We start from the raw sequence: 20,029 nt of genomic DNA, 5'->3' as shown, positions 1-20,029 counted from the left end.
GGGGAAGGAAAAGGGAACAAGAAGATAGAAGATCACAGAAACCAGGCCGCCGGGTGGTGTTCTGTACCCCTTCCGTCCCCCCGGCACCATGTTCGCCGCTCTCTACGGCAGCTTCCTCACCGGACCCGCAGACGATGTGCCACACGGGGCCGACGGGGAGCTGGACGCCTATTCGCTCTTCTACCACCGGTCACTCGCCATGGGCTGGCTCGACGATTCCTCGGCTGGCGGCGATCGCGACAACGGCATGCTCCGGTCGGGTGGCCTGTGGGCGACGAACGACGCCGGGTGGCAGCATCCAGCCGCCGCGCCCGACGCCGCCCTGCTGTCCTGGTTCCAGGTCGACGCCAGCGCGGTGGCGGGCGACCGGCCACTGCCGGTGCAGCCGTTCCTGCACTGCGCCGCAGAGGTGACGGCACGGCGGGGTCCGCTCGACCTGTCTGCGGTACAACTGCTGCTACCGGTGCACGGGCTCGACCCGGCGTCCCGCCCGCCGTACGCGCCGGTGCCGGCGACTCGGACGAGCCCGTGGTTCACCGGCCACGGTCCGGCGGACCGGACGCCGGTCGAGATCACCGTCAACAGCGGCCGGGAGCCGTCGCTACCCGACGTGGCGGTCCAGCTCACCGAGCTGCTCGCCGACCTGGGTCCGGATGTGTTCGGATACCGGTCGCACGACCTCGCGGCCGCCGACACCACCCCGGCTCCACTGTTCGACGACAGCTTCTGGAACGGCCCACCACTGCACGGTGTGGTGCTTCGCGGTGAGCTGGTCGAGTGGTCCTGCGACGCGATCGGGTGGCTGGCCGAGGCGGCCGCCGACGCCGTGGCCCGGCTCGGCGTCGGCACGCCGCTGCTGTTCACCGCCGTACGCTCTGGTCAGGTCTTCTGACCGCCGGAGGGGTCCGCGGCGAGGGATGCCTTGACCGCACGGGCCGTCTCGTCGGCGAGCACCTCCCACTCACCCGCCTCGAGACCGTCCAGGGCTGCCTTGACGATCACCGCCGGGTCGCTTTTCGGTCCGTCGTAGGAGGCCATCATGTCGGTGTCGACGGCGCCCATCAGCAGACCGGTGACCTGGGTGTGCTGTGCGGCCAGCTCCAGCCGTACGGCGTTGGTGAGGTTCCACTCGGCGGCCTTCGCCGCCGCGTAGCCGCCGGCACCCGGGTAGGCGCTCCAGGACAGCGCCGACAGCACGTTGAGGATCGCGCCGTTGGCCAGCTGCGGCGCGAAGGCCCGGATCATGTGCAGCGTCCCCCAGAAGTGGGTGTCCATCTCCTGTCGGATCAGGCCGAGGTCACCGCCGACCAGGTCCGCTCCGGTCGTGACCCCGGCGTTGTTGACCAGCAGGGTGACGTCACCGGTGGCCGCTGCGGCGGCGGCGACCGAGTCCGGGTCGGTGACGTCCAGCGGCAGGACCCGTACGCCAGGCAGGTCGACGGACTCGGGGCGGCGGGCGGTGGCGTAGACCGTGGCGGCACCGCGCTCGACCAGCTGGGCGGCGAAGTGCCGGCCGATACCACGATTGGCCCCGGTGACCAGGGCGGTTGCTCCGAAAATCTGCATGCTGGCTACGCTAGAACCTGACATTGACGTCAAAGGCAAAGACTTGTGATGGGGGTCACTGTGCGGATCGGTGAGCTGGCCGACCGCGCCGGGGTGAGCACCCGGGCGCTGCGCTACTACGAGGAGCAGGGTCTGCTGGTCGCGCAGCGCAGCCCGGCCGGTCAGCGCCGCTACTCGGAGTCGGCCGTCGAACGGGTCCGGCTGATCCAGCGGCTGTACGCGGCCAACCTGTCCAGCCGGACCATCGCCGACCTGATGCCCTGTGTGGACGCCAAGGTCAACACGCCCGAGTCACGCGCCCGGCTGGCTGCCGAGCGCGACCGGATCGACGCGCGGATCGCCGAGTTGACGGCAGCCCGCTCCCGCCTGGACGAGGTGATCGCGCGGGCCGCACACCCGGCCAGCGGCTGCGCGTACGAGTCCGGCCCGGCCGGACCGCCCTGATCGGACAGATCCAGGCAGTAACGGCCGCCCGGATCCTCGCCGCCGCCGAACAGGTCTTCGCGGCGGCCGGTCCGTCCGCCTCGACCGAGGAGCTCGCCGAGCTCGCCGGCGTGGCGATCGGCACCGTCTTCCGTCACTTCCCCACGAAGGCCGCTCTCATCGAGGCGGTGTTCATGTCCCGGCTACGGGAGATCACCGCGTACGCGCGGGAGATGGCCACCGCCGGCGACGTCGGCGCCGGCTTCTTCGCGTTCTTCACCGAGGCCGTCAAACAGTCGACGGTCAAGCATGCCTTCACCGACGCCGTCGACTCCGATGACGAGGTGATGGCCGCGGTACGGACGGCGATCGCCTCAGCCGGCGCGGACCTGCGCGACGCGATGGGGGACCTGCTGACCAGGGCGCAGCAGTCCGGAGCCGTGCGCCCGGACATCGCCACAGCCGAGTTGATCGGGCTGATGATCGGCACCTCGCGGGCGCTGGAGCAGGTCGGCCCCGACCAGAAAGGCCAGCAACGGATCCTCACCGTCCTGCACGACGGACTCACGCCCCGGCCGCGCCCAGAGTCGTCCACATAGTGTCGACGGCATCGCCACTGCGCTGAACGAACCCGCAGCCGGACCACCTGCCGGACCTGCTCGAAGCTGCTCGGAGTCGCTCGGAGTCGCTCAGAGCTTGTTCAGGACGCTGGTCAGCTGCTCCTCGGCACGGGACGTCTCCGCCCAGCTACGGCCGATCACCACGTACTCGACCGTGCCCGTCTGCTCGGTGGTGTCGTTGTAGACGACCACGCCGTGGTCTGATCCCCGGGTGAACAGCAGTCCCTGCTCAGTCAGGGCCTTCACGAGGATGTCGCAGCCGGGCGCGGGCACGTCGATACGCGAGGCGAGGACGTGATGGTCGAGGTAGTCCTGGCCGAGCAGCCGCCGTCCGATCATGTCGATGCCGGTGGTGCCGCCGACCCGTCCGTTGAACTCGTTGAACAGCAGCTCGCCGGTTCTGGTGACGATCGCGTCGATGTTCATCGGCCCGTAGTAGCCGAGCTGCTGGGCGACGATCGCGACCTGCTGCATGTACGCACCCAGATGCGCGTGCAGTCTGGGGGTGAGGTTCTGCGGCGGGTATACGCTGCCCTTCCAGGTCTCGGCCATGCGGAGGTCGCTGTAGCTCATCAGCGTCGGCGCACCGGTGCGCGGCACGGTCATGTCGGCGGACAGCTCGCGGGCCGACTCGTGGTAGACCTCGATGACGTGGCGCGCCGGGCTGGCGCCGGCCGGCAGGTCGGGCAGGGCCGTCAGGCCGAACGGTTCGAGCGCCAACGCGACCGTCGCGGGATCGGTCGCCGCCAGGTGAACCACGTAGTGCGCGCCGGCCTCCTTGCCTCCCTCGACCGTGGTCAGCAGGATGTTGCCGTCTCCGCCGGCGTTGACGTCCTGCTTGATGATGACGGCGCCGGTCCGGGCGAGCAGTTCGGACGCGCCGTCGACCAGCTCAGGTCCACGGTCCACGACGCGCCCCTCGGCGACCGGGATCCCGCAGGCCGTTGCCATGGACCGGAAGACCGACTTGGAGTTGACCAGCTCGGCGGTCCCTTGCGCGAAGCGCACGGACTCCTCCGCGCCGATGCCGAGCAGTCGCTCCCAGGAGGCGATGTCCCGGTCGTGGATGTAGCACTCCAGACGCCACGGGTCCGTGGCGCCGCCACCGGCCACCATCAGACCGCGCAGGGCATCGGCGAGCTGCGGTCGGTCGCCGGGATACCACCCGGCGCCGGGGTAGTCAGCCAGGGAGAGCACCGTGGGAGGTGACGCGAGGCCGAGCAGATCGGCGACGTACGCCAGCCACGCGTCACTGACCTTGCCAGGAAGAACAGCTACGTCGCCCTCGTCCATCGACCACAGCATCCGGTTGGCGAGAAAACGGTAGGAGTCCTTCGCGTCGTCCGGGACGTCATCCGGCCGAGCTGCCATCACACGGCTGGTCGAATTGGCGAACATCAACTTTGGCAACGGTCGTCCTCCCGGTTTGTCGTGGTGTCCCCGAGCAGGGCACTTACCACGTTGGTGTCAAATCTCGAAACGGTAAGAGGCGCGGCTGACGAGCACGCTCGACCGTGTACACGGTTCCCCGCCCCGGGGCAGTTGTCTTCTCCCACGTTGCTCTCAATCCCCGACTACCACCGGTAACCCATCACCCTCCGTGAGGGCAATTCAGAAGAAGCGGAGGCCTACCGCCCGCACCATGATGTGGATCTCAGAGCGCTTGCTGTCAAAGTCATTTCAGGGAGTGGAGAAGGCTGTGAAATACGACTCCGCCGTGTCCGACGTCATGGATGTCAGATCCGAGTACATCCGCGCCCGATGGGCTTTCGTCGACGGGGCAAGAATGGTCTCGATGCTGCAATCGCTCGGCGCGACAGACGAGGACTTCGAGCGCCTGAAGGTGATCAGCGACCAACTGGAGTCGGACCCGACCCTGCCATTTCGCAAGAGCAGGAACGGACGGATCTGCCTCGACCCGCAGACCCGGCGCGGGTACCGGCTGGAGGCGCAGCCCTTCGTTCTCTCCCGCGAGGAGGACTTCGTGCGGCACGACTCGGAGACGCTGCGCACGTTCGACGAGGTGCAGGACGACCTGCAACTGAACACCGCCCTGCAGGCGATGCTGGTCTTCAAGTTCCTGGTCGCCCACGGGATCGACGTGGCACAGCGGCCCCGGCTGGACTACGGCCGCGCCGAGTGGATCTGCACCCTGTTCAACCTGCGGACCGTCACGACCACCGGCCTGCTGGGCGAACCCGCGCTGGAGGGCGTGCACTCCGACGGGGTGGACCACACCATGACCACGTTCCTCTCCGCGCGCAACATGACCACCGACAGCGCGGAGACCTTCCTGCACGACATGAGAGAGGTCAACGGCCGCCGCTGGCACGAGACGGACCCCGCGTTGGTCAAGGGCAGGGCGCGGCACGGCGAATTCCTGGACACCTTGATGGTCGTCGATCACGAGTACAAGCACAGCGTCTCGCCGGTCTACCCGATCGACGACACGGAGCCAGCCATCCGGGACATGCTCATCTTCTTCACCAGGAAGCCCACCGAGAAGGGGCACGTCTCGTTCCGGTACGACTCGGTCGCCCCGCACCGCATGCTGCCCATGTCGTTCGGCCTGCCCGCCGACCTGCCCGCGCTCGCAACCGCCAACTGATCGGAGTGACGCTATGACCGAAGAGGTGACGGGAACGACCGAGACCATCGAACGCGTGTGGTACGACGGCAGCTGCCACTGCGGCGGGGTGGTATTTTCCGCAGCGGCCAGTCGCAACCTGACCATCACCCTGTGCAATTGCGGAATCTGCCACCGGCACGGCCACCAGGAACTGATGACCCCGGAGGCGCGGTTCAAGCTGCACCAGGGACAGGAGTTCCTCAAGCCGTACCGGTTCGGCAACCGCATCGCGGACCACACCTTCTGCGCGGTCTGCGGCGTGCTGCCGTTCTACCGCCCCCGATCGCATCCCACCGGCTATTTCAGCGTCAACGCGCGGTGCCTCGACCTCTCCCCCGCCGAGAACATCGAGTTTGTGGAATTCGACGGGCAGAACTGGGAGGCGAGCATCGCCGCCGGCAAACACGTGTTGACGGAGTAGGTGACAACGCAGGTGTGGACAGGTTCCGACGTCGTCACCGTCGACTCGTTGCGCGAGCGCGGTGGGCTGAAGTGGGCCGCCGCCGGCCCGGGAAGACTGGCGGCGTGTGTGGCCGAGATGGACTTCGGTACGGCACCCGACGTTGCGGACGCGTTGCACGACGCGGTGGACCGCGGTCAGGTCGGCTACCTCACGCCGCAGCTGACGGCACAGCTGGCTGAGGCGTGCGCCGCCTGGCAACACGACAGGTACGGATGGGACCTCTCGCCGGCGGATGTGCGGCCGTTGCCGGACGTCATCCGTGCCCTGCACGTCGCCATCGACTGCTTCTCCCGGCCCGGCTCGGCCGTCATCGTGCCGGTGCCCGCGTACCCGCCGTTCCTGGCCGTACCCCGGCTGCTCGGTCGACGCGTCATCCAGGTCGAGATGGTGGAGTCGGGCGGCCGCTACGGCTACGACCTGGACGCTCTCGACCGCGCCTTCGCGGCGGGCGGGAACACGCTCGTCCTCTGCAACCCCAACAACCCCCTCGGCGCGGTCATGGAGCCCGGTGAACTGTTGGCCGTCGCGGAGGTCGTCGAACGGCACCGTGGCCGGGTGTTCAGCGACGAGGTCCACGCACCGCTCGTCTATCCCGGGCACCGGCATGTCCCGTACGCCACCTGCTGTGAAGCGGCGGCCGGACACACGGTGACAGCCACGTCGACGTCGAAGGCGTGGAACGTGGCGGGTCTGAAGTGCGCTCAGCTGCTGACCAGCAACGACGCCGACCGTAAGCGGTGGGGTGAGCTCGGACGGCTGCACACCGACGGCACCGCCACCCTGGGCGTGCTGGCCGCCACGGCCGCGTACCTGGCCGGTGGGCCGTGGCTCGACACGGTGCTCGGCCGGCTCGACCGCAACCGGCATCTGCTGGCCGAGCTGCTCGGCGTGCACCTGCCGATGGCCCGCTACACCCCGCCCGAAGGCACCTACCTGGGCTGGCTCGACCTGCGCGACTACCCGCCGGCCGCAGACCTCGCCGAACGCGCGCGGGTGAGCGTGATGGACGGTGCCGAGTTCGGCCCGCCGGGCACGGGTTTCCTCAGACTCAACTTCGCCACCACCCCCGCTATCCTCACCGAGATCGTGCGACGGTTGGCGCACGCCGCCACGGCAACAGCGGGTCCGGTCCGGTCGATGACACCCCGGAGGTTGGTTCCTTGACGACAGTGGACGTGCCCGAGCGGGTACGGCCAGCCGACGACCTGCTGCGCTCCCATCGCGGTTTCCGTCTGCTGCTCGCCTCCGATGTGGTCAGCCGCACCGGCGGCCACGTCGCACTCGTCGCCCTGCCGCTGCTCGCGGTGCTCGTGCTGGACGCCTCCGCCCAGCAGGTGGGGCTCCTGGTGGCGGCGAGCACGCTCGCCTTCCTCGTCGTCGCGCTGCCGGCCGGGGTCTGGGTGGACCGGCTACGGCAGCGGTCCGTGCTGGTGGCCGCCGACCTGGTCCGCGCGCTGGTGCTGTTGTCGGTGCCGGTGACAGCGGCGTTCGGGGCGCTGAGCCTGGGGCAGCTGTACGTGGTCGCCCTGGTCATCGGGGTCGGCAACGTCTTCTTCGACGTCGCGCAGCAGGGCTACGTCACGTACCTGGTGGGCAAGGACCGCCTACTGGCCGGCTTCAGCAAGCTGGAGGTGGCCGGCAACGGCAGTCAGCTGGCCGGACCGCCCCTGGGCGGGGCGCTGGTGCAGATCGTCACCGCCTCGGGCGCGCTGGCCTTCAACGCGGTGTGCCACCTGGCCTCCGCCTGGCTGCTCGGCCGGATCCGGCCACCGGAACCGCAGGTCGACCGGCCCAGTGGACGGCCACGGCTGGGCCGGGAGCTCACCATCGGAGTGCGGTACGTCGCCGGTCAGCCGATTCTCCGGCTGGTCGTGCTGCACGGCATGATCGCCCTGCTGTTCGAGTACGCGCTGCTCACCGTCCAGCCGCTGCTGCTGGTGAACACGCTCGGCCTGTCGCCGGCGGCGTACGGCCTGGTGACCGGGGCCGTCGCGGTCGGCGGGGTGGTCGGCAGCGTGTTCGCCAACCGCTTCGTCGCGACGTTCGGCATCGCCCGTACGCTGTGGTTGCCGTTCGCCGTGACGTTTCCGCTGCTGCTGCTCATGCCGCTGGTGGGTCAGGGCTGGCTGGTGGTGCTCTACCCGATCGGCTACGCCGCCTACATCGGCGGCAGCGCCATCCAGAACGTCGCCCAGATCACCTACCGTCAGGCCATCTGCCCGCCGGAACTGCACGGGCGGATGAACTCCGCCATGCGGTTCCTGATGTGGGGCATGATGCCGGTCGGCGGGTTGTTCGGCGGCTTCCTGGTCCAGGCGATCGGGGAACGGACCGCACTGTGGGTGTGCGCCGTCGGGATGCTGGCCAGCCTGCTGCCGATGCTCGGCCGGCCGGTGCTCCGACTGCCCCCCGACGCCGGCATCGGCCAGGGGTGATCGCGCCCTTGGCCCGGCGTCCGGGACCGCGCCGCTACGGCACCATCAAGCTCAGCACCGGGGTCGTCTGCAAGCCGACCGGCAGCGCCATCGCGCCGATCAACAGGCCGCAGACGGTGCGGATCGCCCAACGCAGCGACGCCAACGTCTGCCCGTACGCGACGAGCGCGACGCGCGGGTCAAGGTCCACGGTCAGACGTGGCGACTGCCTAGATTCGCCGGTCGCGACTGGTCAACGGCCTCCAGGGATTGGCAGGATTTCCCGCTGGTGCCTTGTTCGCGCCAGGCACCGTGGCCTGGCCCCGGTGCGCCGCGTCCGGATTCCGGACGACCCGTACCTTGTCGCTGGTCCGTCAGGAGATGTCAATGTCGCAGCATGATCCGGTCGACCCGTGGGCGGATGTCGATCCGGCAGTTGTCGTCACCGGCACCCCGACGGGTGAGCGCAGCGGCGATGTCGGCATCGACAGTGCCGCCACGGAAATCGTCGGGGTGTCGCATCCTGGCCCGGGCGACAACGCGCCGCCGACCCGACCTCGGCGGCCGGCGCTGCTGCTCGGCGCGCTCGGCATGGTCGCCGTGGTGCTGACGATCGCAACGGCCGTGGCCTTCGCGAACCGGTCCGACGAGATCGAGACGCCGGGGGCGGTGGCGCTGACCGGCGAGCCGACGGCGGAGTCGTCCGCTGGGCCGGCGGATCCGGCAACGCCCGATCCGGCAGCACCGTCGCCCGGTGCCACGCCGAGCCCGACGGCGTCGCAGGCAGGCCCGGACCGGCAGGCCGTCGCCGCGGCGGCGTCGCCGGGGTCGATGTCGCCCGCCGCCCCGGCGCAACCCGCCACCGGCGCGATCCGGACCGGTGCGTTCGTCGGCGCGACCAGGATCGGCAGCCAGCTCAACGCGGACACGACCATGTACGCAGGCGAGTACATCCTCTCCCCCGACGGCCGGTTCGGCCTGCTGATGCAGACCGACGGCAACCTCGTCGCCTACGGTCCGTCGCCCTGCGGGGCGCCCCGACCCAACATCTGCCAAGGCCCCTACGACTGGTGGGCCAGCAACACCAACGGCCAGCCCGGAAGCCGGGTCGTCATGCAGAGCGACGGCAACCTCGTCATCTACCGCCCCGACGGCAGCGTCGCCTGGGCATCCAACACCAAGGATTCCGACGCGACCAGGGTGATGGTCACCAACCAGGGACACTTCCATCTGGCCCGCAGGGACGGCTCGACGGTGATGACGCTGACGGGCCTGTCCGAACAGAAAAGCTCCCTGTCGTACGCTGGCACGATGCCGGCCGGCTACCGGCTCACCACCCTGCGGTACCTGTCCTCGCCGAACGAGGTCTACCACCTGATGCAACAGCAGGACGGCAACCTGGTCCTGTACGGGCCCGGCACCAGCGTGCTCTGGTCGTCCGGCACACACCAGATCGTCGTCGGCGGCATGAGCGTGCGGGAGACCAGGATGCAGCCCGACGGCAACCTCGTCGTCTACGACAACTCAGCCGCTGATGCGGCGGCGGTGTGGGCGTCGGATTCCGTCGGGGCTGGCCCCAGCCCGGAGTTGGTGCTGCGCGACGACGGGAACCTGGTGCTGCGGTCCGGGTCCACCCGGCAGGTCTTCTGGCAGACCGGCACCGGCGGCCAGCTGTAGCGGGAGCGAGCCCGCCTCGCTGGTGCCGCGTGGACGGCCCGACATGCTCTCGCAGTATGTCAGCAGTCACCTGCCCCGATCCGGGACTTCTAGTGCATCGGTCGACTAGCTCGGGTGACCGTCTGTGACGCGAAGTCTCTGCTTGCGCAGCGCCTCATCGGGCCGGTGCGGCATGTCGCAGCCTTGCTCACGCCCACCCCGGGGGTTCGGGCCATCGCCAAGCATTGACAGCCAGGCCACCAGGAACAGATAATCCTGAATCTCAGTAAACCGATGCACTGAGTCTAGGTGACGATGCGACTACTTTACGTCATGGTCCGTGGACCCCCTGTGGCGCCCTGCGGGGTGCCGTTGCGGTGCCGTTGCCGTGCCGCCGCGCGGACGCCGGACCGGCCTCGCCGTATCAACCGTCCCGATCTGCGACCCGGAAGGAACCCGCACCATGAAAGCAATCAGAAGACGGACCACGTCACTCGCGCGGATAGCAACAGTAGGCCTCATCGCCGCGGTTGCCACCGGCACGCTGGCCACCACCGCGAGTGCCGATTCCGTGGCCGTCGCCAATCCCGGCTTCGAAAGTGGCTACTTCGACGGCTGGCGCATCATCAACTCCCGCAAGGTGGCTCTCTCTGATATCGGCAACACCGGCCACCATTCGGCCAAGATCCAAGGTACGGGCGGCGAAGTCCGGCAAGACGTCACTGTCACGCCCGGCACCGACTACACCTTGACCGCGTACGTCCGGGGCAAGGGCGTCATCGGCGCCAGGGTGGGCGGCGACACCTACACCTCTTCCGGCGGTGGCCGTGGCTTCGAGCCGGTCAGCGTCGATTTCAACACCGGCAGCGCCAGCACCGTCGAAATCTTCGCGGCCTACGGTGGCAAGACCGGCCGGTTCGACGATTTCACCCTGTCCACCGGACCGGCACCGGGCGCCGGCTTCGACCCGAGCGTCTGGGACAGTTCGGAGGCGGGCGACTACATCAAGTCAAGCGACCCGTACGTCTTGAGCTTCGACGGCTTGGAGCAGTTCACCGTCACCGGCAGCGGCGGCGGTCCGCGCGACGAGCTGAAGACACCGGTGGCTGCCAGGAAGGCTTCGGACGAGATCTACGAATCCTTCTCGGCTGACATCAGGTTCGATCTCGACGACGGGGTCAAGCTCATCGCCCACCAGATCCACGCCGGCACCGGTGCCGGCTTCTCCACCCAGGTCAAGCTCTACGTCCAGGATTCCAGCCCGCTCGGAATCTTCAAAGGCGAGGGCGAACAGGACTTCTCGATCGACGACTACCCGCTGCTCGAGGGGGTACCCAGCAACGGTGTCTTCGACGTGTACGTTCGTGTTCAGATCCCGGGCTTCGTGAGCGGTGACGGCCAGATCAACGAGGAGATCTTCGACCTCGGCACCGTCCGGAGCGGAGAGACCATGAGGTACGAGTTCATCAACGACTACGGCGTGGTCACGGTCGACTCGACCATCGGCCGTACGTCGACCAGTTTCACGTACGACATGCAGGATTCCCAGGCGTCCTACATGAAGTTCGGGAGTTACGTCCAAGCCCAGGACGCCGAGAGCGGCTGCAACGTCACCAACGATCTCGACTGCGAGTACCCCGGGTGGGTACCGTACGGCGAAGCCAGCAGTCCGGCAGAGGCGGAGGTGCTCTGGCGGCAGTACTTCGCCGACTCCGACATCAGCAAGGCCAGGGTCACCTTCAGTAACGTCGTACACACGGGTGGTCCGCTCCAGTAACGGACTCGGGGATACCGGTAGTCGACGCTCGTACCCGCACATCCCCACGACCAGGGCCAGAAACAGGACCAGACACGTACGGTCGCCAGGTGGCCGCCGTACCGGGTCTGGTCCTGTTTCCGTGCAGCGGAAAAACTTCTATTGACGTATCTGATTGCGTTTCCTACTCTCACATGGCACTAGTGCCCAACAGTTCACAACTGTGAACTGAATGCGCACTCCTGGCGCGATGAAGCGACGCGCGACGAATCGTCCGCCATGGGTGCCGATCGCCGTCCGACGCCATCACCATCACCCGAAAGGCCTCAACCCGCGATGACAACGCACCGCACACAGCGACTCGTGACCGCATTGCTGGCGACCACAGTCGTCCTGGCAGCCTCCCTCCTCACCCCGGGAGGCGTCGCCACCGCCGCCGCCCCGTGCGACTACCCGGCCCAACAGCTCAACCTGACGAACTGGAAGGTCACGTTGCCGACCGGTTCATCCGGATCCCCGACCGAGATCAAGCAACCGCAGCTCAAGACCTACTCGGCCAATCCGTGGTTCACGGTCAACTCCGCCTGCACCGGAGTTCAGTTCCGATCCCCGGTCAACGGAGTGACCACGCCCAACTCGAGTTACGCGCGCTCCGAGCTTCGCGAGATGGCCAGCAACGGCACCGCGAATGCCTCCTGGTCGGCGACCTCGGGCACCCACACCATGACCTTCCGGCTCGCGTTCAACAAGCTCCCGAACGACAAGGCACACGTCGTCGGAGCCCAGATCCACGACGGCGACGACGACGTCACCGTCTTCCGCCTGGAAGGCACCAACCTGTACGTCACCAAAGGAAACACCACTAATCACAAGCTGATCACCAGCAGCTACAAGCTGCACACAGTCTTCGAAGGCAAGTTCGTGGTCAGTGGCGGTCAGATCAAGGTGTACTACAACGGCGCCCTGCAGACGACCATCTCGCACACCGCGTCCGGCAACTATTTCAAGGCCGGCGCCTACACCCAGGCCAACTGCGGCAACTCTTCCCCGTGCAGCAGCTCGAACTACGGTCAGACAAGCCTGTACAAACTACTCGTCACGCACTCCTGACGACAAGTGATCTGTCGGGGTCCCCCGTTTTCCGGGGTCCCGACACCGAGGAGCCACACTGAACAGTTGCAGCACCACCCACCCCGCTGATGGTGAACTGCCTAGTATTCACCGGTACGACGGTCGTCATCCGACCACCTCCCAGCAACCTCGACCGTGACCCGACATCATCGGAGCCGGATAGAAGCAGAGGTCAGGGCACCGAACGGCCCCGCCGGCACCCGAATCGACCGCCACCGAGAGCCGCCGGCAACACATGTATCGTGCCCTCGAGCGTGGGCCTCGTCTATGTCATCTGCAACTAGGAGCAAGCGTGTCTCGAGTCCGAAATTGGTCGATCGGCACCGGGGAAATGGTTCGCCGGCCACTGCGGCTGCTGGCCATGATGCTCGTCGCGGTGTGCGCGGCGGCGATCTCGGTGGTGGCGGCGCAAGCACCGGCACAGGCCGTACCTGGGCAGAACTATCTACGCAACTGGAGCACCGGCAGGTGCCTGGACGCGAACGACCGGGGGCAGATGTACACCCTGCCGTGCAGCATGCCGGTCGGCTCGAACCGCTATCAGCTCTGGCGGCCGATCGATCAAGGCAGCTGGGACGGCCACGATCTGGTGATGCTGCAGCACGTCAAGACCGGCTACTGCGTCCAGGTCAATACGGGCGGTGGAGCCGGGCTGAGTGAGTGCAACTCGGCGAAGAGCACCCAGTGGGAGGTGGTCGGTGGCCGAGACTGGTACAAGGTGGCACTGAAGAACAGGTTCAGCGACCTGTGCCTGGACGGCAACTCCCAAGGTGCCGTTTACGGGTACGGATGCATCGCGGGGAACGGCTACCAGCAATGGCGGCTGGGCTACTAGCCTGGCTGACTGCCCGCACCTGATCCTCAACACGGATGGTTCGTTGTTTGGGTGTCCGCAGTAGGACAGCACGCATCTAAGCCTGCTCTCTGCCGACGACAGCCTGCCGCCGGAAGGTCGCCCCGCGGACAAGCGAGTCGTACGTCTCCTCGGTGCGGATCGCCGCGAGGCCGAGTGACGCGACGAACGCCGCCAACTCGGCCTGCACCGCCACGCCGGGCACGCCCTCGGGGACGATGCGTTCCACCTCAAGGAACGTGCCGAGGCCGGCGACGTCGTCGACGCAGAGCTCACCGTCGGGCAAATCGGCGGTACGGCGTACTTTCGCGATCCGTACGGTCGGACGGAAGCCCATCGCCAGGATGGCGGCGTGCATCTGACCGCGGTCGGTGACCGCCGTCTCGTACTCGTCGCAGGCGAGCGCGTTGTCGACTGGACGTTTCAGGGTGAAGGTGTGCCGGCCGTCGACGGTCCGTAACCGTACGAAGGGGACGCCGGTCTTGCTGTCGCCGTACGACCAGGTGGTCGGGGCGTACGCCTGATCGTCCTGGACGACCGGCGGACCGGGCTCGATGCCGCGCGCCGTGAGCGCGACGAGCAGCGCTTCCCGGTCCTGGACGCGGTACTTGACCTCGACCTCACGCACCACGCCTCCACCGGCCACCGAAAATTGACTGCGCAGCGTCGCACAACCGTCACCGTGTCACCAACGCGGCACGCCAGTGGAGCGCCGCGCCGCCTGTCGAGTGGTGCGCCGGCCGGGCAGTGCATCGTCAGCGGCGGCCGGCTCGGGTGCCGGCGTTGCCTTGTCGCCCATCGCCGAGGTGAGGCAACAGAGCACTCATATGACACGAAAATAGGTGCGGGTAGTGGCAGACGGTGGCGTACGACTTGTACAAGGCGTACGATTCGTACGTGACCGCAGAACCGATCAGACCCGAGCAGGAGCTGAGCATCTCGGCCGCCCGAGATGAGCTCGCCGACATCGTGTCCCGCGCCCACTACAGCGGCCGGATCACCTACGTCACTCGACGGGGTCAACGACTCGCCGCGATCGTCCCTGCCGACCTGGCCGAGGCGATCGAGCGTGCCGAGGACGCCGCCGACGTCGCGGCCGCCCGCGAGGCGCTGGCCCGCATCGATGCGGGCGAGAAGCCCGTCTCGCTGGCAGAGCTTCGTGCCGAGCTCGGGTTGTGACCGGACCGACTCGGCGGCCACCGTACGAAATCCAGCTCGATACGAAAGCTGCCAAGCTGCTGCGCAAGCTGGACCGACCCGTCCAGTCCCGACTTGTCGCCGCCATCGCCGCCCTCAGCATCGATCCACGACCACACGGGGTCAAAGCCCTGACAGGACACCCTGGGCTCCTGCGAATCCGCGTCGGCGACTACCGGGTGGTCTACCAGATCGACGATGGCAAGCTCATCGTCCTCGTGGTGCACCTCGGCCATCGCAGCGACGTCTACGACCTTTTGTAGCCCGACGGCATCGGCGGCGACCGGCACCCGGCAGCACCGCGTACTTCGACGGCCGGTGCCCGAATCCGCCCCGCTTCTTATCCGCCACCATCGACGTGAGGCTGAGACACCCTAAAACGTTAGGTGTCTCAGCCTCACGTCGATGAAGCGCTGCGCTGCCCGACACAGCCGGCAGTAAGCCGGTCAGGGCAGCAACCAGCGACCACCCCTGGTTCAGCCGACGCGGAGGGCGGCGGCCATGGGTGGTTGATCGGGTGATGCGCCGCCTCGGCGCATCGACCACAGCGGCGGGCCGCCGGCCGGCAGGTGGGCCACCCGTACGACGCGGTAGCCGTGGCGGGTGTAGAACGCCTGGAACCGTGGGCTGCTCGCCTCCACCACCGCCGGCATGCAGATCCGATCGAGCCGGATGTGGTGCGCAGCGAGCAGCGCCGCCCCGATGCCCCGACCCCGAAACCAGGGTGCCGCCGCCAGGAACGCCAGATGATGATGCCGGCCGACCGGCTCCAACTGCGCGACGGTGGACGCGTAATGCGTGTACGGGCCGTGCCGGTCACCACACGCCCGCAACCTGCGCCGCAGGTGCTCCGCACCGAGGAGCCGGTCGGCCGGATGCGGATACCAGATCGCCACCCCGTCGCGGTCGCCCGCGACGTCGACGATCCCGTGCCGTACCCCGAACTCCAGCTCGGCGGTGAAGAACTGGTGCATCGTCAGATAGCGGATCGCGTAGTCCCGCATCGACCAGGCCACCACCGGGTCCAGGACGCACGACTGCGCCAACAACTCGGCCAAGGGTTCGACATCGGCGGCGGTCGCCGCCCGTACGGTCAGCACGGCCGCCACGTCCACACCAGGAACCGGTCGAACAGCTCCGCCGCCGTCACGTCCGGCAGGTCGAACGCCGCTTCGGTCATCCGCTCCACCGCGTACGTCGCCAACCCGAACGGCCCCAACACGGCCGCCAACTCCGACTTCGCCACCAGGCACGGCCACGCCTGGCCGCAGCCGGCGCACGACCAGGACGGCCGCACCGCCACATGACCACCACCACCACCGCCGCCGTCGACTGCCGCCGGCTCCGCGCCGGTCACATCGCGGTACGCCGGACAGCCGACCAGGCCGAACCTGGGTTGCCCGTCATGGCGTACGACCAGCACCCCGCCACCGGACGCGGCCAGCTCCCGCAACAGCTCCCTCACCGCGCCGACCCGCCCCGGTAGACGCCGTCACCGACGGCCGACGGGCCGGACCGGCCCGCGACACCGGGCCGGCCGGTCGGACTGAACCGCATCGAATGCCGAGGCGCGCACTCCGGACACCGCAACGTCTCCCCACACCCCGGACACCACCGCTGCTTCAACTTGAAGGAAAAGAAGCCGACGCACAAACCACCCAGCGCCGCCAACACAACTCCTACCAAGGTCAACATTCGCCGCTCCCAATTCGAATCGAGAATCTGATTCCACCCTGGACAAGAACAGCGATTCGAAGGAAGATGCCGGATGGGCACTCACCAACCACTAACACGGGGAGCGTCAAGTTGCCTGACACCAACGAGTTCCGACACGCGCTTCGCCATCAACGCATGACCCAAGGCATGTCGCAGGATGCCCTCGGTGCCAAGATCCCGATTAGTGGATCACAGATCGGGAACTACGAGTCTGGCAAGTCGATCCCGCCAAGCGACATCGCCGACGCCCTTGACAGGATTCTCGGCACCGGGACGGAGATGCGGGAGCTCGCCGAGCAGGCGCGCGGGGAGGCCGTAGCCCCGGGTCTGCGTCCGTGGACGGTGAACGAGGAACGCGCCACCCTCTTGCGGATGCACCAACCGCTCGTCGTCCCCGGTCTGCTCCAGACTGAGGAGTACGCCCGCGCGATCATCGCCGCCGGACCACACACGGAGCTGCAGATCGAAGAGATGACCCGCGAGCGGATGCGGCGAAAGGCTGCCACCCTGGAACGCCCCGATCCGGTGACCTTGACCGCGATCATCGGCGAACCAGCGCTACGGTACGGCGACCCATCGATCATGAAGGACCAGCTTGCCCACTTGGTCGACATCGGCCACCGGCCGAACGTCCTCGTACGGGTGATCCCGTTCTCAGTAGGCATGCACGCCGGCCAGGCAGGCGCGTTCATCCTGGCGACTCTGGTCGACGGCGACCGCGTGGGCTACCTCGACGACCAGCTCACCGGACGCATCATCTCCACCGCTCGGGAGGTGGGACAGCTGGAGAGGTCGTGGGAGAATGTGAGCGACGTGGCACTGTCCGGCCGGCAGTCACGAGACCTGATTCAGAGGATGATCGATGAACTCGGTTGAGCCGATCTGGCACAAGTCTTCCCGCAGCAGCAGCAACGGTGGCGAGTGTGTAGAGGTCGCCGGCAACGTCCCCGGTCGCGTGCTCGTCCGCGACAGCAAGGACCACGACAGCGGCACCCTGACCTTCGCACCGACCGCCTGGCAGTCGTTCATCGCCGAGGTCAGCTCCAAGCACTGACCTGGCTGCCAGTGCGGATAGCCATCACCGGACATCGAGGGCTCAGCGACGAGGTCAGCAACCTTGTCGCGCGGGCCCTCGACGCGCAACTCTCGCGCTTGGCCGGCAACCTCGTTGGCGTCACGTGCCTCGCGGATGGAGCCGATCAGCTCTTCGCCGAGGCGGTGCTGCGACACGGTGGTCAGCTTGAAGTCGTCGTCCCAGCTCAGGAGTACCGCGACGGCCTGCCCGAGCATGCACACGTTGCGTACGACAAGTTGATCAGTCAGGCCGTGGCTGTCCACCGCTGCGACTACCTCGTCTCCGACTCGGATGCCCACACGGCCGCAAGCGAGTCGATGGTCGACCAGTCGGATCGGCTCTTCGCCGTTTGGGACGGTATGCCCGCCCGAAGCTACGGCGGCACCGCCGACGTCGTCGCCTACGCCAAGACTCGCGGCACCTCCTTGACCATCATCTGGCCGCCCGGTGCCCACCGTGACTGACCGACCCACCGGTAGCAGTCCTCAGGCCACGCAGGCAGCAGCAGATGTCGGCGCAGCCTCGGCACTCCAGCGGGTAGCGGTGGTCACCGGAGCCAACCGAGGGCTCGGCCGAGCAATCGCCCAGCAGCTCGCGCAGGCTGGCCTCCACGTCGTCGTCACCGCCAGAAGCGAGGAAGCCGCAATTCGGACCGCCGCCGAGCTGACCTGGCTTGGCCTGTCAGCCTCCGGCCACCAGCTCGACATCACCGACCCCGCCAGCGTCGCCCGCGCCATGGCCGACGTCGGCTACCAGTACGGCCGGCTCGACGTCCTGACCAACAACGCTGGCATCGCTATCGACCGAGGCCAGGCAGCCAGTGCCGCCGACATCGAGAAGGTCGCCGCGACCCTCGACGCCAACCTCATGGGCACTTGGCGCTGCTGCACCGCCGCCATCCCCGAGATGAAGCGAAACGGAAACGGCCGGATCGTCAACGTCACCAGCCACATGGGCACATCCGCCGAGATGGGCACCGGCAGTGTCTCCTACCGCGTCTCCAAAGCCGGCGTAAACGCGCTCACCCAGATCCTCGCGGCAGAACTACACGAGCACAACATCCTGGTGAACGCCGCCTCGCCGGGGAAGGTCGACACCCGCCTTGCCTACGGCAAAGCCGACCACACCCCCGACGAAGCAGCCGACACCTTCAACTGGCTGGCTACACTCCCCAACGACGGACCGACCGGCCACCTCTTCTACAACCGCAAGCCACTGCACTGGTAATAGAGCCAACGGTTTCGACAACAACTGATTAGCCCAAAGAATCGCCGCCGATGCTCCGCGTCGGAACCAAAATGAAACCTACAACCGGACGGCTGGAATGACGATTTCAAGGGCGCACCACCACATCCCGACCACGGTCACCCCGATGAAAACAACAATATATGTCTCATACCATCGATAGAAGTTCCGCACTGTCGGCGGCGCACGAAATCCTGGGCGAACAACTTCCGACAACAGTCCGTATTCTTCATTCCGATAATCTAGCCAGTTAAGGACGCCCACAACCACCATCAAAATCGTAAAGCCCGCAACAATGGTTACCAGCCCCATGAGAGCGAGAATCCCCACTCTAGCAACTTCTGGCCGCAACCCCCATTCTCGATAGCTCACGAACATGACCAGCGCCGCGCCAACCAGCGCAGACGCTAACGCCTGATAGATCCCAAGAAAACGATACACGTTCTCATTTGCGGCTTGGATTTGCTGTAATATGTATCGATATCTCTCCAAATGAAACTCGGTCGACACGGAAAACTCTTGGAGCCTCTCGATTTGGCGCGTATCCCCAAGCCGACGCTCGGCAATTCGTCGCGCGACTCGCCTGGAAGACCAGATCCCAAATGCCGAAGACCGTCCGATTCTTGTCACACGAGAATCACGCCTCACCGACAACCTCCGCTGCAGATATGGCAATAACATTAGGACGGAATACCCGCACCATCTCGACAGGCTCAGCACCACCTCCGGATAGCGGCACGAGAAAACGGTTATCCGAGTCTTCATCGAAGTGAAGCGGTTCCATCGCATCCAACAGGTTTGCAAGATCAACTTGCCAGACTTCTGCGATCGCGCGAACGACAATACCAATCGAGCCGAAATTTCCAGTATCGTACCACCAACTGCGGGCGTTCCACTTCAATCCATCCGGCTCCGTGTCAGCAAAGCGCTCATCCTTAGGGCGTGGAAGCACTTCCTCTGGGTACAGCCAGTCAGGATAGAAATTTACAATAAGGCAATCCTCGGGAAAACAAAGCTCACCGCCACTGAAAGATATGAACCACGGGGTGTCGTCCGCTCGATAGTGCACCCAGAATCGATCGTCCACCAGAAGTACGCGACTACGCCTACCCAGCCAGTCCTTCGTGTCTGCCAGATTGAGCGCACCACCATTCGTCAGGGCACAAGGCAGTTGTGATGCAGATGCCCCCAGCGGTAAACATTCAGGTGGTGCGCGAAGAGTGACGGTCAGCGCGGGTTGAGTGACGGGGTTCGACCGGCTCGACGCCGTTCTGTCCGTTGTGGT

At 66.8% G+C, this 20,029-nt stretch carries 25 protein-coding genes; 17 read left to right on the top strand and 8 right to left on the bottom strand.

The genetic code is table 11. From position 1 onward, the window contains the following. The first annotated feature begins 88 nt into the window (after nt 1-88). Nucleotides 89-892 carry a hypothetical protein gene (locus tag ACXAHD_RS24485; RefSeq protein WP_475053433.1) on the top strand — a complete coding sequence of 268 codons (804 nt, stop codon included), beginning with the start codon at nt 89-91 and terminating at the stop codon, nt 890-892. On the opposite strand, the gene ACXAHD_RS24480 is transcribed toward ACXAHD_RS24485, so the two are convergent. Continuing rightward, complete coding sequence (locus ACXAHD_RS24480; RefSeq protein WP_281553442.1) at nt 880-1,566, bottom strand: SDR family oxidoreductase; 687 nt, start codon at nt 1,564-1,566, stop codon at nt 880-882. The two genes, ACXAHD_RS24485 and ACXAHD_RS24480, sit on opposite strands and share 13 nt — an antisense overlap. A gap of 60 nt (nt 1,567-1,626) precedes the next feature. On the opposite strand from ACXAHD_RS24480, the gene ACXAHD_RS24475 reads away from it, so the two are divergent. Together ACXAHD_RS24475 and ACXAHD_RS24470 are read left to right on the top strand one after the other, a co-directional pair. After that, nucleotides 1,627-2,010 (top strand): MerR family transcriptional regulator, encoded by a 384-nt coding sequence (locus ACXAHD_RS24475; protein ID WP_289213708.1) that lies wholly within the window; start codon nt 1,627-1,629, stop codon nt 2,008-2,010. Further along, nucleotides 2,007-2,588, top strand: a complete 582-nt coding sequence (locus ACXAHD_RS24470) for a TetR/AcrR family transcriptional regulator (protein WP_475053436.1) — start codon at nt 2,007-2,009, stop codon at nt 2,586-2,588. The genes ACXAHD_RS24475 and ACXAHD_RS24470 overlap by 4 nt, the downstream gene beginning before the upstream one ends. 90 nt (nt 2,589-2,678) lie before the next feature. On the opposite strand, the gene ACXAHD_RS24465 is transcribed toward ACXAHD_RS24470, so the two are convergent. After that, nucleotides 2,679-3,980, bottom strand: coding sequence for a preATP grasp domain-containing protein (locus tag ACXAHD_RS24465; protein WP_475053431.1), 1,302 nt, complete (start codon nt 3,978-3,980; stop codon nt 2,679-2,681). A gap of 424 nt (nt 3,981-4,404) precedes the next feature. On the opposite strand from ACXAHD_RS24465, the gene ACXAHD_RS24460 reads away from it, so the two are divergent. The 4 genes from ACXAHD_RS24460 to ACXAHD_RS24445 are packed head-to-tail and all read left to right on the top strand — an operon-like array spanning nt 4,405 to nt 8,136. Then, on the top strand, nt 4,405-5,217 hold the full coding sequence (locus ACXAHD_RS24460; RefSeq protein ID WP_281553440.1) for a 2OG-Fe dioxygenase family protein: 813 nt from the start codon (nt 4,405-4,407) through the stop codon (nt 5,215-5,217). A 13-nt stretch (nt 5,218-5,230) separates the two neighbouring features. Beyond that, nucleotides 5,231-5,659, top strand: coding sequence for a GFA family protein (locus ACXAHD_RS24455; protein WP_281567432.1), 429 nt, complete (start codon nt 5,231-5,233; stop codon nt 5,657-5,659). A 12-nt stretch (nt 5,660-5,671) separates the two neighbouring features. Then, nucleotides 5,672-6,865 (top strand): MalY/PatB family protein, encoded by a 1,194-nt coding sequence (locus ACXAHD_RS24450; RefSeq protein ID WP_475053427.1) that lies wholly within the window; start codon nt 5,672-5,674, stop codon nt 6,863-6,865. A 5-nt stretch (nt 6,866-6,870) separates the two neighbouring features. Further along, nucleotides 6,871-8,136 (top strand): MFS transporter, encoded by a 1,266-nt coding sequence (locus ACXAHD_RS24445; RefSeq protein WP_281555448.1) that lies wholly within the window; start codon nt 6,871-6,873, stop codon nt 8,134-8,136. Between the two features lie 34 nt (nt 8,137-8,170). Here the strand turns inward: ACXAHD_RS24445 and ACXAHD_RS24440 are convergent, their stop codons facing one another. After that, on the bottom strand, nt 8,171-8,326 hold the full coding sequence (locus tag ACXAHD_RS24440) for a hypothetical protein (RefSeq protein ID WP_281567434.1): 156 nt from the start codon (nt 8,324-8,326) through the stop codon (nt 8,171-8,173). Between the two features lie 176 nt (nt 8,327-8,502). Here ACXAHD_RS24440 and ACXAHD_RS24435 point away from each other — a divergent pair, with 176 nt between their 5' ends. From ACXAHD_RS24435 to ACXAHD_RS24420, 4 genes are all read left to right on the top strand, one after another. Next, complete coding sequence (locus ACXAHD_RS24435; RefSeq protein ID WP_289212265.1) at nt 8,503-9,792, top strand: hypothetical protein; 1,290 nt, start codon at nt 8,503-8,505, stop codon at nt 9,790-9,792. A 367-nt stretch (nt 9,793-10,159) separates the two neighbouring features. Next, nucleotides 10,160-11,548, top strand: coding sequence for a hypothetical protein (locus ACXAHD_RS24430; RefSeq protein ID WP_289212264.1), 1,389 nt, complete (start codon nt 10,160-10,162; stop codon nt 11,546-11,548). Between the two features lie 258 nt (nt 11,549-11,806). Next, entirely contained in the window at nt 11,807-12,637 is an 831-nt protein-coding gene (locus ACXAHD_RS24425) for a polysaccharide lyase family 7 protein (RefSeq protein ID WP_475053423.1), read from the top strand. A 313-nt stretch (nt 12,638-12,950) separates the two neighbouring features. Continuing rightward, nucleotides 12,951-13,493: an RICIN domain-containing protein gene (locus tag ACXAHD_RS24420; RefSeq protein WP_282234048.1), complete on the top strand. Its 543-nt coding sequence runs from the start codon at nt 12,951-12,953 to the stop codon at nt 13,491-13,493. Nucleotides 13,494-13,569: 76 nt separating this feature from the next. Here the strand turns inward: ACXAHD_RS24420 and ACXAHD_RS24415 are convergent, their stop codons facing one another. Beyond that, entirely contained in the window at nt 13,570-14,139 is a 570-nt protein-coding gene (locus ACXAHD_RS24415; RefSeq protein ID WP_475053420.1) for a class IV adenylate cyclase, read from the bottom strand. Nucleotides 14,140-14,408: 269 nt separating this feature from the next. On the opposite strand from ACXAHD_RS24415, the gene ACXAHD_RS24410 reads away from it, so the two are divergent. Both ACXAHD_RS24410 and ACXAHD_RS24405 read left to right on the top strand, forming a co-directional pair. After that, nucleotides 14,409-14,690: a type II toxin-antitoxin system prevent-host-death family antitoxin gene (locus ACXAHD_RS24410; RefSeq protein WP_289212261.1), complete on the top strand. Its 282-nt coding sequence runs from the start codon at nt 14,409-14,411 to the stop codon at nt 14,688-14,690. Then, nucleotides 14,687-14,971 carry a type II toxin-antitoxin system RelE family toxin gene (locus ACXAHD_RS24405; RefSeq protein WP_289212260.1) on the top strand — a complete coding sequence of 95 codons (285 nt, stop codon included), beginning with the start codon at nt 14,687-14,689 and terminating at the stop codon, nt 14,969-14,971. Before ACXAHD_RS24410 ends, ACXAHD_RS24405 begins: the two co-directional genes overlap by 4 nt. Before the next feature lie 213 nt (nt 14,972-15,184). Here ACXAHD_RS24405 and ACXAHD_RS24400 read toward each other — a convergent pair whose 3' ends face one another. Together ACXAHD_RS24400 and ACXAHD_RS24395 are read right to left on the bottom strand one after the other, a co-directional pair. After that, a complete protein-coding gene (locus tag ACXAHD_RS24400; protein WP_475053417.1) occupies nt 15,185-15,817 on the bottom strand; it encodes a GNAT family N-acetyltransferase in 633 nt (210 codons plus the stop codon). Further along, complete coding sequence (locus tag ACXAHD_RS24395; protein ID WP_475053415.1) at nt 15,802-16,173, bottom strand: hypothetical protein; 372 nt, start codon at nt 16,171-16,173, stop codon at nt 15,802-15,804. Before ACXAHD_RS24395 ends, ACXAHD_RS24400 begins: the two co-directional genes overlap by 16 nt. A gap of 296 nt (nt 16,174-16,469) precedes the next feature. Between ACXAHD_RS24395 and ACXAHD_RS24390 the strand changes: the two genes are divergently transcribed. From ACXAHD_RS24390 to ACXAHD_RS24375, 4 genes are all read left to right on the top strand, one after another. After that, the gene (locus ACXAHD_RS24390) at nt 16,470-17,300 is read left to right on the top strand and encodes a helix-turn-helix domain-containing protein (RefSeq protein WP_475053413.1); all 831 of its coding nucleotides are present in this window, start codon (nt 16,470-16,472) and stop codon (nt 17,298-17,300) included. After that, nucleotides 17,287-17,478 (top strand): DUF397 domain-containing protein, encoded by a 192-nt coding sequence (locus ACXAHD_RS24385; RefSeq protein ID WP_475053410.1) that lies wholly within the window; start codon nt 17,287-17,289, stop codon nt 17,476-17,478. The genes ACXAHD_RS24390 and ACXAHD_RS24385 overlap by 14 nt, the downstream gene beginning before the upstream one ends. A gap of 11 nt (nt 17,479-17,489) precedes the next feature. Further along, entirely contained in the window at nt 17,490-17,963 is a 474-nt protein-coding gene (locus tag ACXAHD_RS24380) for a hypothetical protein (RefSeq protein ID WP_475053408.1), read from the top strand. Between the two features lie 79 nt (nt 17,964-18,042). Next, nucleotides 18,043-18,726, top strand: coding sequence for an SDR family NAD(P)-dependent oxidoreductase (locus tag ACXAHD_RS24375; RefSeq protein WP_475053406.1), 684 nt, complete (start codon nt 18,043-18,045; stop codon nt 18,724-18,726). A gap of 78 nt (nt 18,727-18,804) precedes the next feature. On the opposite strand, the gene ACXAHD_RS24370 is transcribed toward ACXAHD_RS24375, so the two are convergent. Beyond that, a complete protein-coding gene (locus tag ACXAHD_RS24370) occupies nt 18,805-19,254 on the bottom strand; it encodes a hypothetical protein (protein WP_475053403.1) in 450 nt (149 codons plus the stop codon). A gap of 127 nt (nt 19,255-19,381) precedes the next feature. Continuing rightward, on the bottom strand, nt 19,382-20,029 hold a 648-nt coding region (locus ACXAHD_RS24365; protein WP_475053400.1), incomplete at its 5' end, for a hypothetical protein.

It is taken from the genome of Micromonospora sp. ABR4_055, from assembly GCF_056160425.1.
This window is presented reverse-complemented; position numbering and strand designations above follow the sequence as displayed.

Coding starts and splice junctions, on each gene's coding strand:
- ACXAHD_RS24485 (WP_475053433.1), top strand. CDS start 89: ATGTTCGCCGCTCTCTACGGCAGCTTCCTCACCGGACCCGCAGACGAT.
- ACXAHD_RS24465 (WP_475053431.1), bottom strand. CDS start 3,980: ATGGCAGCTCGGCCGGATGACGTCCCGGACGACGCGAAGGACTCCTAC.
- ACXAHD_RS24390 (WP_475053413.1), top strand. CDS start 16,470: ATGCCGGATGGGCACTCACCAACCACTAACACGGGGAGCGTCAAGTTG.
- ACXAHD_RS24385 (WP_475053410.1), top strand. CDS start 17,287: ATGAACTCGGTTGAGCCGATCTGGCACAAGTCTTCCCGCAGCAGCAGC.
- ACXAHD_RS24455 (WP_281567432.1), top strand. CDS start 5,231: ATGACCGAAGAGGTGACGGGAACGACCGAGACCATCGAACGCGTGTGG.
- ACXAHD_RS24480 (WP_281553442.1), bottom strand. CDS start 1,566: ATGCAGATTTTCGGAGCAACCGCCCTGGTCACCGGGGCCAATCGTGGT.
- ACXAHD_RS24460 (WP_281553440.1), top strand. CDS start 4,405: ATGCTGCAATCGCTCGGCGCGACAGACGAGGACTTCGAGCGCCTGAAG.
- ACXAHD_RS24425 (WP_475053423.1), top strand. CDS start 11,807: ATGGGTGCCGATCGCCGTCCGACGCCATCACCATCACCCGAAAGGCCT.
- ACXAHD_RS24435 (WP_289212265.1), top strand. CDS start 8,503: ATGTCGCAGCATGATCCGGTCGACCCGTGGGCGGATGTCGATCCGGCA.